Raw genomic sequence first — 14,218 nt, forward strand, 5'->3', positions numbered from 1 at the left:
CCGGATCCATCGGTGATTCGAATCGGCGCTGATCGCGAGGCATCACACTTCCCTTTCTATTTGTATTGAACGAGCACAGTATCGGAGGAACCGACAGCCGCTCGTTCCGCAGCGATTCCGAAGGTCGCACTCGATGGGCGCGATACTGTCACAACGACCGTATCCGAACGCAGACGAGAATCCCATTGTCCAAATTGGCCAGTTGACGGCGAACGCGCCGCGGCAGTCCGGTTTCGACGGATCGTGGGTGCGCAAGCGGAAAAGTCTTTTAAGAACGATCAGCCCAGCGATGTTTATTTCCGCGCTTCTCCACAACGCCGCGACCGCATACCATGCGGGCGGGAAGATTCACAGCGCAACGTCCATCTTCAAGGTCGACGATCGAAATTCCTCTGATTCTGAATCCCGCTCCGGGCATCTCAAGGAGGCGTCCTGTCATGGCAAATCTACTGATGGTGATCGGCACGAATGTCGCCCGTTATGGGCTCGTGATCGTCCTGATCTGGATCGGAGGCATGAAGTTCACCGCCTACGAAGCCCAGGGCATCGAACCGCTCGTGGCCAATAGTCCGTTGATGAGTTGGGCCTATAACGTCTTGAGCGTGCGCGACTTTTCGTCAGCCCTGGGCGCGGTGGAAATTGCGATTGGATTGCTCATCGCCCTGCGACCACTGTTGCCTCTAAGTTCAGCTGTCGGCAGCGGCCTGGCGGCCATGATGTTTCTCACCACGCTCACGTTCCTGATCTCGACGCCAGGCTGGGAGCCAAGTCTGGGCGGCTTTCCGGCTCTCTCGACCGTGCCCGGCCAATTCGTCCTGAAGGACATCGTCCTCTTGGGAGCGGCCATCTACACCACAGGCGAAGCGTTGCAGGCACCGCGCTTGCGTCCCACCTGAACTCATTGAAATGAACCACTCGCGATCCACCGACCGGACCTCGCTCGTCGAGCGATAAAGGGAAAATTACAATGGCTATCGAGCATTATCAAAACGTGATGATCGGTAGTGGCGAAGCTGGCAAGTTTCTGGCTTGGACGCTCGCCAGGCACGGAGAGAAATCGCTTGTCATCGAACGATGGCTCATGGGCGGCGCCTGCCCGAACGTCGCTTGCCTCCCCAGCAAGAACGTCATTCACAGTGCCAAGGTCGCCGCGCTGGCGAATCACGCCGCCACGTTCGGCGTCAATGTCGGCTTGGTGAAGATCGACATGCCGGCCGTCATTGCGCACAAGCAGCGTATGATTGATGGACTCATGGAGATTCATCACAAGAACTTCCACGACAGCGGCGCAGAACTGCAGATGGGGCACGCCCGGCTACTCGATCGTTCGACAGTCGAGATTGCACTGCCCGAAGGGGGCACGCGCGTCGTCACGGCGGAGCGAATCTTCCTGGCCGTCGGTACGCGAGCAACGCTGCCGGAAGTCCCCGGCCTGGCCGACGCTCGACCGATGACCCACGTCGAGGCGCTGCAACTCGATCATTTGCCAGAACACCTCGTGATTATTGGCGGAGGATACGTTGGGTTGGAATTCGCACAGGCTCTGCGACGCTTCGGCAGCAGCGTGACAATTCTGCAGCATGGCCGCCAATTACTGGAACGCGAAGACCCAGAATTTTCGGCAGCAGTGCTGCAAATCATGCAGGACGAAGGAATTGAAGTCCTGCTTGATACCAATATCGAAAAGGTTACCGGCCGTTCAGGCGAATGCGTGCAATTGACCGTGACATCGCCAGCCCTGCGAACAATCGTGGCGACAGACCTGCTCATCGCAACCGGTCGAACGCCAAATACTGATCGTTTGGGAACTGAGAAGGCCGGCGTCCGTCTCGACGCGCGGGGTTACATTCAAGTCAACGAACGATTGGAAACCGGCGTCCCCGGCATCTGGGCCCTCGGCGAATGCGCAGGCAGCCCGCAATTCACGCACGTCAGCTACGACGATTACCGCATAGTGCGCGACAACCTGGCCGGCGGGCACCGCACCACCCGTAATCGCATCATCCCGTACTGCCTGTTCACCGATCCCGAATTGGCACATGTTGGCCTGTCCGAGCGCGAAGCCAAGGCGCAGGGACTGACCTATCGTCTATTGCGAATGCCGATGGCGGCCGTCCTGCGCACATTCACGCATGGCGATCAGCGTGGAATGGTCAAAGTTCTGATCGGCCAGGACGATCGCATCCTGGGATTCACTGCCCTGGGCGTGGAAGCGAACGAAATGGCCGCCGCGGTCCAGGTCGCGATGCTCGGTAAGCTTCCCTATACCGTCTTGCGCGAGGGGATATTCCCACATCCCACGACGGCCGAGGCCCTGATGATGCTGTTCGCCGGTCAGCCCTCGCCACCGGACGCCGCATAACGGTCGCCCCTGCCTGAAAGTGCCGCGGCCAAGCGTCATTTAATCTGGCGATTTGATCAGGCCACCTGATCTGACAGCCGTCGCTGGATTCGCGGTCGTGCCGGTTCCGCCGGTCGCAACGCCTGATGCTTTCTCGCGCACTTTCTCGCGCGAGCGCCGACCAAGGGCGAGCTAGCTTTGTGAGGAATTATGCGCGCACCGGTCGCTCCACAAGGGGTGGCCGTGGATCGGGAAACGCGCGCCACGATTTCGCTCATAGGGCCTGGTCATGAACCAACAAGACATGCGGCTTCCTCGCGTTTCCACGCGCTTCAGCAAAAACAACCGGCCCGCGACGGACAAAGGGGCACGCCGCTCATCACGCAGCACCGCGCTCGAATCGCTCGAGCCGCGCTGGTGCCCCTCGACCGTGCCCGTCACCTTCAACATTCCGGCCGATGTCGCGGCGATGGGCGTTTACGCCGAAGTCTCGGGGACGTTGACCGCTAGCTATACCAATAACCAGAACCAGGTGCTCGCCTCGGGTACGCTTGTCTTTTACGACTCGTCGATCGGTGATTACAACACCGCCACCAGCTCTTCGGCGCTCACTTTCGAGCTGTCGGGCAACGGCGCTACGATCAACCTGCCCAATACCCTGATCACCGGCGGACAGATCGTGATTGGCGTCGGCAGCGCGCCCCCCGTCAGTTACTCGTCGGGCAGCATTTCGACCCCGTCGGCGACTAACGATCCCAATTACTGGGGGTTGTTCGAATACGCAATCACTTCGGGCGGCCTGGACATCGACCTCTCTGAAGTCGACCAGGTCGGTTTTCCGTTCACCATCACCACCACGCCGTCGGCCCCCACGCCAGCCGACGCTGGTGTGGGAATCACGCAGGATCGCGATACCCTGTTCAGTCTCTATAGCCAGTACATTACCGCTCAAGGTACCGGCGCCGCGCTATTCGACGAAGCGATCTCGGCCGAAAGTCCCTATCGTATTCTCGCGCCGCAACACTTGATCGAAGGGACCCAAGCGCCGGTGACGAATTCCGTCACCTATTCAGCGAATGGCAACCTCACGATTGGCGACACCTATTACTACTGGGTGACGGCCACCGACGCGTCGGGCGAAACGACCGTCAGCAACGTTCAGCAAGCCGTGCCATACAACGACTCGCAGAACGGTTCAAACACCCCGATGGCAACCGTCGATCTCACCTGGAGCGCATCGCCAGGCGCGACGGGATACAACATTTATCGCAGCCAGACCAACGATCCCACAACGGCCGGCCTGGTCGGCAGCAGCACCACGACCAGCTACTCGGATACGGGCACTACCCCGGGCGTGGCGCCTCCCACGAACAGCTACACCTACAACGCGCTGAACGCCTATTTCAATCCGGCGATCAATAGTTTCTTCTCGCATTACACGGCCGCCGGCTCGTTCACGATCAATCGCGACGGCTTCACATTCACAGGCCAGGTCGACACGAATTACCAGACCGAAGGCCACACATATACGGTTCTCGAGCTGACGTCCACGTCGCTACCCAGCCAGACCTTCCTGGTTTTCGAACCTTATTTCAGCAGCAATACGAATATCGCGGGCGCGCCGCCGGCCCCGTCGTGGATGCCTCATGCCGATCAATCGCCGGCAGCGATGATTATGGCCAACGACGGTGTGTTTAACGACGGCGGCTACGAGCCCGGCGTAGACGCAGGAACCTTGTCCGACCTGGAGAACTCGATCGTTTCGGCATTCAATCGCGGCATTGCCGATACCTTCACGATCGCACCGAACAACTGGGCGGCCGAACCATCATTGAATTCCGTGACCGCCACCGCGGGCAGTGGAATCCCGGCAGGCACCTACTACTACGTCATCACCGCCACGAATACCTTTGGCGAAACCACGACCAGCATCGAGCGCGCCGCCACCACCACGTCCACCAACGGCCAGGTCACCCTTTCTTGGACGCCCGAAGACGGTCCCACGCAGGGCGATGCTGATGGACCGACACAGTACAACATTTATCGCAGTTTAACGTCGGGCAGCGGCTACCAATTGGTCGGCACCGCACTGAACGACGGCGTAAACCCCGCCATTACCTACATCGATAGCGCGGCCACGGGCACCGCGCAGACGCCTCCGATGTATTACGCCCCTAATAGCACGTCGAACTGGTATGCAGGATTCTTGCATCAGAACAGCACCACCAATCCGACGTCCGGCGTCAGCATCAATGGCCTGGCCTACGGATACCCGTACGACGATCAAGGAGGCGATTCGACCAACTTCCAGGCGAATTTTACTGCCGTGCAAATCAACCTGATGCCCTGGAGCACGACGCCTTCGCCCAGCCACAATCCCACGAACCCCTCCGACATCGAAATCTTGGCGCAACCGACGTCCGGCGTACTCGGCGCGACCAACTCGATTACGTTCGAAACGGTCAACGACCAGGGGCTTCCTTACGGTGCCACGGTGAGAATCCAATTCGTCGAAGCCGAGCAGCTACATACCTACACCGTCACGACGGACCAGGTGACCGGCATCGGAACCTTCACGTTCAAAAACTTCGAGGTCGGAGGCAACATCATCGAACTCGATTTCAACGACAACAGCATCCCTCAGTTCAGCGACATGTTCATCGTGTTTGTCGGCTTCCTGCCGGGGACTGATGCCTTGAATTTCTCCTCGATTGGACAAACGGTTAACGTCTCAGCGCTGGGTCAAAATGCACTGCCCGCGACGGACGTGCCCGCCTCGACCTATACATCCTGGGCGAATGCTGTCCCTTGGATGCCGGTCGACGGCGCGATCAATTCGTTTGGTGGCGTCACACGTATTGACTCGCTCGAAACCGGCCCGCTCGGACTGTTTCAGCAACTCGGCCGGGGTGGGCATGGCACGGCGCCGGTCGAAGAATTGCCCCCCAAGAGCGATGAGTACGAATCGGGCGCCGCGCAGGCGTTGCTCGACCTGGACGAGATCCTCGACGACATCGCCCGCGCGATGGATACCAAAGCTGCCCAGGCGAAATCGCAGGCAGGCCGCGTCACGCAAACGGGACCTGCTAAGAAGTTTTAGGTCTTTCTCGATTTCGAAACAGACGAAAGTTTACCTCTCGTCTGTTTGTTGGACGCGGCTTTGTGCCTTGGTCCCACGCTTACGCGTTCATTCTTATTCTGTCGCTTCGAGCCCAAGACTCGTCGCGCCGTACGGCGGCAACTGGCCAGGATCTCGGCCGAGGTTTCGGCGCTCTCGACCATTCGCGACAAAAGAAGCCCGCCAATTTCCAGCGCCACCAGGCCCCATAGTTCCTCGACCGGTAGCGCTCCGTTGGCCGGCAGATGGCGCCCCAGCTCGGCCCACAACTGTTGCAGGCCTGCCTCGCAAGACTGCTTTACCCTTGAGTCACCGCGGGCGATATCCGACGCCAGCGCCGCGAAGACGCATCCATTGGCCAACTCCTGGCAATGGGCGCTGCTGAGATAGCCGGCCGTGAAGCGTTCGGTCCAAGGGAACTGGTCATCCTCGGGAATCATCCGCATCGTGTCGAGCGATTGTTGGACGCCGTGTTCGACGGCTGCCTGCACCAGGTCCGATTTCGAGGGAAAGTGCCGATAGAATCCGCCGACCGTCTGCCCCAACTCCTCCATGATTTGCTTCAGGCCGGCCGCGCTGACCCCGTCGCGACGAAACGTCGTTACGGCGGCTTCGACCATGCGCCGTCGTGTTTCGTCTTTGTGTTCCGGACTATAACGAGCCATCGGCAGGTTCTCAGGGCGTTAGCAAGCTTTCACGTATTTCCCCGACCGCCGCCTCTTCGTCGGGTGCGACCGGCCGCACCCGCACGGGCACGTGCTTATGAAACGGAACCTTTGACAGCGGGTCGCAGTGGTCGCTGGCAGTCAAGAAATTGATCGCCGGACCGTTCCGTGATTCGTCGCCAGGGCCCCCTTCGTACATTCCGAAGCCATGCGGTAGTGAGACAAGTCCCGGGCGGACCTCGTCGGTGACTTCTACGCGTACGCAAACTGCGGACCGTGACGATTCGCACCACGCGCGACCGCCGTCCTCCAACTCCAATCGCGCGGCGTCTGTCGAGTGCACCTTCAGAGCGCCGTCTGGATCCTGTTTGCGCCATGACGCTTCGCGATAAATCGTGTTCGCGTTATAGCTCCGCCGCTCGCCCGCCTGCAGCACGAGCGGGAAATCTGCCGCACCCGGAGCCCGACAAGCGGAGTCGATCAGCGCCAGCGATCGCGCTTCAGCCAACAATTCGGGAATCGTTAACTGAATTCGTCCGTCGGGATGCTTTAGCAGAGACCACGTGTCCTCATATTCATGCATGCTGACGAGCGTGCCTGACGGGCTGTGTAGGATTTTTTGAAACAGCGCCTCGGCTAATCCGGCCCCCTGATCTTTGATGCCGGCCCGCTCGACACAAGCCTTGCCGTAACGGCGGACAAAATTCTGACACAGGCCCCAGACTAGCGCCGCTGCGGACGCACCATTGGGTAATGCCTTTCCTAGCGTCTCGTGTAGCACCAGCGGCAAATGAGCCCGCAGCTTTGGTCGCCGCTTGAGCGTCAGCGCCAGCGCCAGGGGAAACAACCGCAACCGTGGAAACATGCGATCAATCTTCGCGACTTTCCGCAGCCAGGGAAAACGATCGGGCAACGCACCCATGGCTACGGCCAAGCGACGATGGATCTCGGGCTCGGGCAAAGATTCTCCGGCCGGCGCCAACACCGGTCGCCGGAGATGAAAGTAATTCGCGGGGAACTCTAGGTTGAAGAACGTCGCCTCGTATTTCTCGAATTGCGTCGCCGCCGGCAGCACGTAATGCGCCAGCCGCGCCGTTTCGGTCAAGGCGACGTCGATTACGACCAGCAGCTCCAGCTTATTAAACGCCTTCCGATAGGCGCGCGTGTCAGCGCCGGTGATCAGCGGATTACCACTTTCCACGAACACGCTGCGAATACGCTGCGGATGATCGTTGTCGATCTCGAGCGGCAGCACATTCGGCGGATAGAGCCCGGCGATCTCCTGCGCGCCGGTGACTTTGGTCGTTCTTCCCCCTTCGCTCGGATCCTTGGAATGCCGGACGAGCGGCGCGACGGCAGAGTGAAACACATTCGTGCCAGGCTCGCCGAAATGGCCCGTAATCAGAAACAAGAGCTTGGCCAGATAAGTATTCAGCGTGCTATGCGTTGAATGCTCAAGCCCCAAGTCGGTGCGGATGCATGCCCGCTCAGCCTGCGCGTAATCGCGGGCCACGCTGCGCACGGCGTGCGGATCGAGCCCTGCCTCGCGGGCGTAATCGTCGACCGGGATCGCTTGCAGCACCGCCTCGACTTCGGCGAAGCCGACGGTTCTCGCGGCGATGAACTGCCGATCGACCAGTCTCTCTTGCACAATCGTCCCTAGCATCGCCAGCAGCAGGTGGGCATCGCCACCGGGTCGCACGGCCAGATGCACGTCGGCACGTTCCGCCGTCTCGGTGCGGCGCGGATCGACCACGACCAACTTTCGACGCGGGTCTTTGGCGATCTCCTGCAGCACGAGTCGCGCACGGGGGAAACCGTGCGACTGCCAGGGATTCGCGCCGATCACAAGCAAAAAATCGGCGTGCTCAACGTCTTCAGTCGGATGGCAGGCCTGATCGCCGAAAAGTTTCCCGTCGACCCAAAAGCCGCCCGTCTTTTCTTGCGCCAACGCCGTGTAGACGTAGCGCGTGCCGAGTGCGACCCGCAGCGAGGTGCTATGGGCCCCGCCGAGATGATTCCCTTGCCCGCCGCCGCCATAATACGCAAAAGCGTCGCCACCGTGTGCGGCGCGAATCGACTGGGCCTTGGCGGCAATTTCGGCAATGGCCGTCGCCCACGAGATTTCTTCGAAGGTCCCGTCCGCTGCGCGACGTAAGGGGCGCGTTATCCGACTGCGGCCGTTCTGATAGTAATCCAATCGCAACGCTTTCTGACAGGTATAACCCTGCGACATCGGATGTGCGCGATCTCCGCGAATCCGCAACAAATGGCCATCGACCGCAGCGACCTCGATGCCGCAGTTCAAGCTGCACAGAATGCAGGCCGTGTGGTGCGTGCCGCCGACATCCGCAGCATTTTTTGTAAGCCGGGACACGTCATCCTGGGAATTCGTTGCGTCATGGCCAGGCATATCGCACTCCTCAGCAGAAGACTTCGGGAGCGAATCGAATGGAAACGGACTCAGGCCGCAGGAACGAATTGGATTATAGATATAATCTCATCGGCCGCAAGAAAAACCGAAGTCGACGGAGGTGTTACGTGCGGCGCCCATTGACGATCGCAAGGCCATCGGCCGTGCCTCAACGCGACTGCAGTCGCCCAGCGAGCGCCGCAAAAATCGAATACATCGCATGGAAATACGTGCGCGCTTCATCCAGCGGCATCACCAGCGGTGGGCTGACGCGCAGCACCTTGCCGGCCAATGGCCCCAGCAGATGGATGGCCAATCCGGCATCGTCGCCGCGATAGCAGGCTTCGACCGCGGCAACTGCCACCTGCGCGGCCGAATACTGCCCGACCGTGGCGCATTCAACGCCCCACACCACACCTTCGCCACGCACGTTGGCCACGCACGGCAGTTCGCACAGCCGTGACAGCCCCTCTTCGATCACCGCCGACAGTTCTTGCGCATGACCGATGATGTCGCGGCCTTCGAACTCGTCGAGTGTAGCCAGCACCGCGGCACTCGACAGTGGATTCGCGCTCCAGGTATCGGAACCTTCGCCGTAATGCATCGCCGCGAACAAGTCGGCACGCCCTACCGCGGCGCTCACCGGCACGCCATTTCCTAGCCCTTTGCCCAGCACCACCAGATCCGGCTCGACGCCATACTCGGTAAACGCGAACAGCGATCCAGTGCGGCCGAAATTGGCCTGCACCTCATCCAGAATGAAGATAATGTCGTTGTCGCGGCAGAAGCGCTCGAGCAACTGCAGATATTCCTTCTGCGGATGATACGAACCGCCTCCGCCGAGATATGGCTCGGTAATCAAGCACGCGATCCGCTCGCCGAATTCCTTCCGGCACGCCACCAGGTCCGCAATATACGGCGCCAGACCGAGCGGCTGTCGGCGCCGCTCGATGTTTTCGCACTCTTCGCGCGGGAAGCCGATGAAGCGCACGCGTGGATCGCGCTCGGGATCGGTCTCGCAGCCTGTCACGGCGCCGGCCAATCCTTTCTTGCCATGAAACCCATGCCGCGTGGCCAGGATAATGTCGCTGCCAGGCCGGCGATCGAGCGCGGTCCACAACGCCTTTTGAATCGCCTCGCTGCCGCTGGCCGCCCACATCACTTGTTCGCAGCGCCCACCACCAGGCTGGCTTTGCAACAGTGCAATCAGCCGTTCACTGGCACGGGTATCAAGTTCTGTGATGGCGTTGTATGCCGTCAGCGGAACAGCCGGAAAAAACTCGCCCGACTGTTTGAAGTCCCACATGCCCAAGTATTCGATAACGCGTCGCCACCAGCCGGCCGGATTGTGGCCGAGATTCGCCACCAGCACGCCCGAGCTGAAGTCGGCCAGCATCCGCCCCTCGGGCGTCCAGTGATACGATCCGGCACTGCGCTCGATGACGGTCAACGTCGGCGTATAAGTTCGCAGTGCCACCGGCTCGACCGCCGCGGCACGGCGCCGCACCGAGTTCGATTGCTCTTCACCGCGATGTTCGATCACTCCAGCCAGCGCGGATTCAAAAGATTGGGCCATAGATGTCACTCTCGTCTTACGAACAATCGCGAATAAAGAACCACCGCGAATAAAGTTGTCTCGTTTACCCCTCTCCCCCGCGGGGGGAGAGGGTAGGGTGAGGGGGCAGTGCTCAGCCTTAGCCACAAACAAAATGCTGCCACGCGCCGCTAATTCACGCGCCCCTCATACAGCACCTCGAGCTCGCTTTTTCCAGGTCGCAAGAGCACCAGCCCGCCCTGCGGATGATCGACCTCGACCACGCAATTCGGTTCGCCGGCGGCATGTCGGGCGAGAATCGCCTCCATGCCCTGCACCGCGGCCACGGTTTGTCGATCAGCAGACAGGTCATTGTACGCCAACGTTCGCGCGGCTTGCAGTCGCTCGTCGCGTGCCTCAGCCGGCCCGGCGAACTCGACCGTCGCCACTTCGCGCACAAAGCGTTCCAGCACTTCGATGCCGTAACCGCGCTGCGACCGCTCTTGCCACGGTTCGAGGAACGTTCCGTTGTAATGGTTGTTCATCGTGATCTTGCGCGCGAGCGGCGTCCGACCTTCAACGGTGCATTCCACGCCACGCTTACGGCTATGCGCGTTCCACACGCCATTGTCGAAGCGGAATTGCACTTCCTGTTCGACATAGCCCGGAAAGTTATCTGGCGTAACCCAACTGGTATGGATATCGAACGCCGCTTCGCGACCATCGTCGTAGGTGTAGATCAACCGCAACTGCGTCGAGTCCCACGTCGGACCGTCGGCCGGCCCGACCAGCCCGCGTTGCCCCGTGCAGGCAATGCTCTTCAATCGTCCACCGAAGGTGAAATCGATCAACTTGATGTAATGCACGGCCACATACGTGCCCGGGTTGCGCCCGCTAATCCACTCGGTGAACTGTCCGCCCGAGATGCTCTTCGGTTCCAGCAACGTGCAATAGCCGTTGTTCACGTGCTGTAACTCGCCATCCGCGACTAAAGTGCGCAGCTTCTTATGATCGGGGTCGAGTAGCTTGTGATACACCACCTTCGCCAGCACCTGATGCTCAATCGCCAGACGCTCAAGCTCGTCGAGCTCGGCCAGCGTCAGCACCGAGGGCTTCTCGACGAGCACGTGCTTGCCGGCCGAAAGCGCCGCCTTAACTGCCGCGAAGTGACGATCATCGGGCGTGGCAACGCAGACCACGTCGACGTCCGCAGCCAGCAACTGGCCGATCGAGTTAGGTTCTTTGAAACTTGCAAAGCTGCCCAGCGAGTTGCCAGCCGATTTCGCCAGTGCCGCCGCGCGGCTCCCCGTGCGGCTGGCCACCGCCGCTAAGCGGACGTCACATACGCCGAACGCTGGGTCGTACAGCCCGGCCCGTGCCGCGGACTCGAAAAACGGCCGATAAGTCTCGTCGAAAATCATTCCCAGCCCGACCATGCCGACGCGCAGTTCGTGACGAGGAATCGGAGCGGTGGGGCGCGGCGTCATGAGAAAGGTGGCGAACGGTTAAGGGCGGGAGCGTTGATCGTTAATTCATCACGATATCAAGCCCTTCTTGCGATTGCACCCCCACGGCAACACAAGACCGTCCGGCAAGACCGAAAGCCTTGTGTAAAGGGCCCGTTCGCAGCACAATGGCCGCTTTCCTCTCGCGCACGCACTCGCGCCTCGCTTTACGGCAGGCGCCGCCCTGGAAGCACGACCATGAGCAATCAAGACGGGCCCCGCGTCATCCTAAGCGCTTTCGCTGACGAAGCGGCCAATCAAAAGACAGCCGTCCAGCAGTTTTCGGCGCTCGCCGCATTGGGGCTGCAATATTACAGCATCCGCTTCATCGACGCCGGCAGCGGCATCAAGAACGTCATGAAGCTAACGCTCAAAGAGATTCAACAGATTCGTCATCTCGAAGACGAATACGGGCTGAACGTGGCGTCGCTCGGCTCTCCGATCGGCAAGGTCAAGCTGCTCGACGAGGAAGACGGTACGAAGAACGCATACGTGCCGTTCAAGAAGTACCTCGAGAAGGACGTCAAGAAAGCGTGCGAGCTGGCACACGCCTTCGAAACGAAGCTGATCCGCGGCTTCTCGTTTTATCCTCCCAAGGGTTCGGACCCCAAAAAGCATCTTCCGCAAGCCATCGATCAACTCGGCCAGATCGCCGAAACGTGCCACCGCTCGGACCTGACTTTCGGACTCGAAATCGAGGCGAACCTGGTCGGTCAAACCGGACAACTCATGGCCGAGATTCACCGCAAGGTGAATCACCCAGCAATGATGCTGATCTTCGACGCCGCGAATATCCTCTGCCAGGGATACACGACCATCGACACCTACGAACAATACCTGGCAATGAAGCCGGCCATCGGCTGGATGCACATCAAAGATTATCGCCACCCGCGCACTCCGTCGCGGCAGGGACATGTCGATGAAGATGCGCTTAAGAATTTCGTTCCCGTCGAACAGGGACAGGGGACGCATGAGCTGATCTTGCGTGATTTCCGCGACTCGCTCCCCAAGCTCACGCAGCAACTTCGTCGCCGCGGCATTCCAGGTGTGTTCCTCGACATGGAACCGCACATCAAAGGGGGCGGCCAATTCGGCGGCTTCAGTGGGCCGGACGGCATGGGTGTGGCATTGCGCAGCCTGTGCCGCACGCTCGATTTCGCCAAGATCGACTACCACATTCGCGATTTCGACGACATCCGCGCCGCACGCGGGTTTTAAGAGCAATCGCCTGCGAGACTGTGCGCGGCATCCTCTCAGACATTGCCTGCACGTTGCTTACCGCAACGTCGTCGGCTGGAACTCGCCGGCAAAGCCGACGAGTTGTAATTTGCTCCGGCGTGCCAGCCGTCCATCGGCATTGAACTCTTCCGATTCGTGCGAGACGACGCCCCCCGGCACTTCAAGGCTGGACAGCAGCGTGGTGCGGATGATCCCGCCAGGGTGCGTATGCACGACGCGCAGCTCGGCCGCCTGGCGATGCCGGCGCAACAGTCGAATCGCGCGCGACAGAGCAACGACCTCGACTTGCGTCTGACTGACGATTTCATCATTATCTCGATCGTAGGTAGTAGATTCGCGCCGCAGGACATAGGGCGAGACGCGTTCCGAGAGCCAGGTCTTGGTCACGATTCGTCCGCCGGCCGTGGTCGTTTCGGCCTGTTCGACATGACACGGAATGCGCTTGCCCGAGATCGTTACCGAATCCTCGCCCAGGTCCGTCACCGTGGTTTCGCGCTCGGGCGTCTCACCGTGCCACCCTTGCAGCATGACCTGCGGCTCGGACTGCACCTGCTTGCCGGCCAGGTCGACCGTGGCCTCGACCTTCAGAGTTACTCCGTTGTCGTCAACGCCCGAAAGGGTTGTCCGCGTCCGTGCAACGCTGGTGTTGATCAACTTTCCGTCAGCGTCGAACGTTTCGGTAATCAGGCTCACCTTTTTCCAGCTTCCGGGACGAAAGCGCGCCCAGGGATGACTCTTCCGGGCCGGCGGCGCGTCGAGATCGACATCTTGCGCGCAGCAAACCACGGCGACGGTCAGGCCGCTGACGATCACTGCAAAAAAACTGGCCCGCACTGACCCTGTCACACTCTGCTCCCGCATCCGTCGCGACGACGCCCGCTGCCCTGCGCGGTCGTAAAAAACAGTCGCTAGAAAAACATGCGCACCACGGATTCGGCGACACAAACCGGCTTGTCTTCCCCTTTGACCTCGAACACGCTTCGCGTGACGACCTGCACCCCCGGCCCCATCACTTTCAATTCCAGCAACTCGCACGACATTCGCACCCGTGACCCCACCTTAACCGGGCTCGGAAAGCGCACCCGGTTCAACCCATAGTTCAACACCAGCTTCAACCCGGTCACGCTATAAATCTGCTGCGCCAGCACAGGGCTGAGCGACAGCGTGAAAAAACCGTGCGCCACCGTCGTCCCATAGGGGGACTCGCGGGCGGCCCGCTCCGGATCGCAATGGATCCACTGGTTGTCCCCGGTGCCGTCGGCAAACTGATTGACGCGTTCCTGGGTGACTTCAAACCACTCACTCTGCCCGAGTGATTTGCCCACCAGGGCTTGAAGTCCTTCGAGCCCGTCGATCACACGCGGCGGCATACCTGGTTCCTTAGAGGTCATTGAGCCCAACTC

At 60.4% G+C, this 14,218-nt stretch carries 10 protein-coding genes; 4 read left to right on the forward strand and 6 right to left on the reverse strand.

All coding sequences use genetic code 11. The features are described 5' to 3' along the window. The first annotated feature begins 437 nt into the window (after positions 1–437). The 3 genes from VGN12_22255 (at position 438) to VGN12_22265 (ending at position 5,441) form a co-directional block, all read left to right on the forward strand. Positions 438–896, forward strand: coding sequence for a DUF417 family protein (locus VGN12_22255; GenBank protein ID HEY4312187.1), 459 nt, complete (start codon positions 438–440; stop codon positions 894–896). Between the two features lie 71 nt (positions 897–967). Further along, a complete protein-coding gene (locus tag VGN12_22260; GenBank protein ID HEY4312188.1) occupies positions 968–2,362 on the forward strand; it encodes an FAD-dependent oxidoreductase in 1,395 nt (464 codons plus the stop codon). Between the two features lie 268 nt (positions 2,363–2,630). Continuing rightward, positions 2,631–5,441, forward strand: a complete 2,811-nt coding sequence (locus tag VGN12_22265; protein ID HEY4312189.1) for a beta-1,3-glucanase family protein — start codon at positions 2,631–2,633, stop codon at positions 5,439–5,441. Here the strand turns inward: VGN12_22265 and VGN12_22270 are convergent. The 4 genes from VGN12_22270 to VGN12_22285 all read right to left on the reverse strand — a co-directional run bounded on the left by VGN12_22270 (position 5,438) and on the right by VGN12_22285 (position 11,558). Next, positions 5,438–6,124, reverse strand: a complete 687-nt coding sequence (locus VGN12_22270) for a TetR/AcrR family transcriptional regulator (GenBank protein ID HEY4312190.1) — start codon at positions 6,122–6,124, stop codon at positions 5,438–5,440. The two genes, VGN12_22265 and VGN12_22270, sit on opposite strands and share 4 nt — an antisense overlap. Before the next feature lie 10 nt (positions 6,125–6,134). Continuing rightward, a complete protein-coding gene (locus VGN12_22275; GenBank protein ID HEY4312191.1) occupies positions 6,135–8,537 on the reverse strand; it encodes a molybdopterin-dependent oxidoreductase in 2,403 nt (800 codons plus the stop codon). 169 nt (positions 8,538–8,706) lie between these two features. Beyond that, positions 8,707–10,113, reverse strand: coding sequence for an aminotransferase class III-fold pyridoxal phosphate-dependent enzyme (locus VGN12_22280; protein ID HEY4312192.1), 1,407 nt, complete (start codon positions 10,111–10,113; stop codon positions 8,707–8,709). A 149-nt stretch (positions 10,114–10,262) separates the two neighbouring features. After that, a complete protein-coding gene (locus VGN12_22285) occupies positions 10,263–11,558 on the reverse strand; it encodes a Gfo/Idh/MocA family oxidoreductase (GenBank protein HEY4312193.1) in 1,296 nt (431 codons plus the stop codon). Between the two features lie 216 nt (positions 11,559–11,774). Between VGN12_22285 and VGN12_22290 the strand changes: the two genes are divergently transcribed. Beyond that, a complete protein-coding gene (locus tag VGN12_22290; GenBank protein HEY4312194.1) occupies positions 11,775–12,794 on the forward strand; it encodes a TIM barrel protein in 1,020 nt (339 codons plus the stop codon). Positions 12,795–12,851: 57 nt separating this feature from the next. Here the strand turns inward: VGN12_22290 and VGN12_22295 are convergent, their stop codons facing one another. Next, positions 12,852–13,661: a hypothetical protein gene (locus VGN12_22295; GenBank protein ID HEY4312195.1), complete on the reverse strand. Its 810-nt coding sequence runs from the start codon at positions 13,659–13,661 to the stop codon at positions 12,852–12,854. Positions 13,662–13,723: 62 nt separating this feature from the next. Then, positions 13,724–14,185, reverse strand: a complete 462-nt coding sequence (locus VGN12_22300; GenBank protein ID HEY4312196.1) for a MaoC family dehydratase — start codon at positions 14,183–14,185, stop codon at positions 13,724–13,726. Positions 14,186–14,218 lie beyond the last annotated feature (33 nt).

The organism is Pirellulales bacterium, assembly GCA_036499395.1.
GTDB lineage: Bacteria > Planctomycetota > Planctomycetia > Pirellulales > JACPPG01 > JACPPG01.

What these genes read in the sequence shown, in the direction of transcription:
- VGN12_22290 (HEY4312194.1), top strand. Translation starts at nt 11,775, where the DNA reads ATGAGCAATCAAGACGGGCCCCGCGTCATCCTAAGCGCTTTCGCTGAC.
- VGN12_22260 (HEY4312188.1), top strand. Translation starts at nt 968, where the DNA reads ATGGCTATCGAGCATTATCAAAACGTGATGATCGGTAGTGGCGAAGCT.
- VGN12_22280 (HEY4312192.1), bottom strand. Translation starts at nt 10,113, where the DNA reads ATGGCCCAATCTTTTGAATCCGCGCTGGCTGGAGTGATCGAACATCGC.
- VGN12_22300 (HEY4312196.1), bottom strand. Translation starts at nt 14,185, where the DNA reads ATGCCGCCGCGTGTGATCGACGGGCTCGAAGGACTTCAAGCCCTGGTG.
- VGN12_22285 (HEY4312193.1), bottom strand. Translation starts at nt 11,558, where the DNA reads ATGACGCCGCGCCCCACCGCTCCGATTCCTCGTCACGAACTGCGCGTC.
- VGN12_22275 (HEY4312191.1), bottom strand. Translation starts at nt 8,537, where the DNA reads ATGCCTGGCCATGACGCAACGAATTCCCAGGATGACGTGTCCCGGCTT.
- VGN12_22255 (HEY4312187.1), top strand. Translation starts at nt 438, where the DNA reads ATGGCAAATCTACTGATGGTGATCGGCACGAATGTCGCCCGTTATGGG.
- VGN12_22265 (HEY4312189.1), top strand. Translation starts at nt 2,631, where the DNA reads ATGAACCAACAAGACATGCGGCTTCCTCGCGTTTCCACGCGCTTCAGC.
- VGN12_22270 (HEY4312190.1), bottom strand. Translation starts at nt 6,124, where the DNA reads ATGGCTCGTTATAGTCCGGAACACAAAGACGAAACACGACGGCGCATG.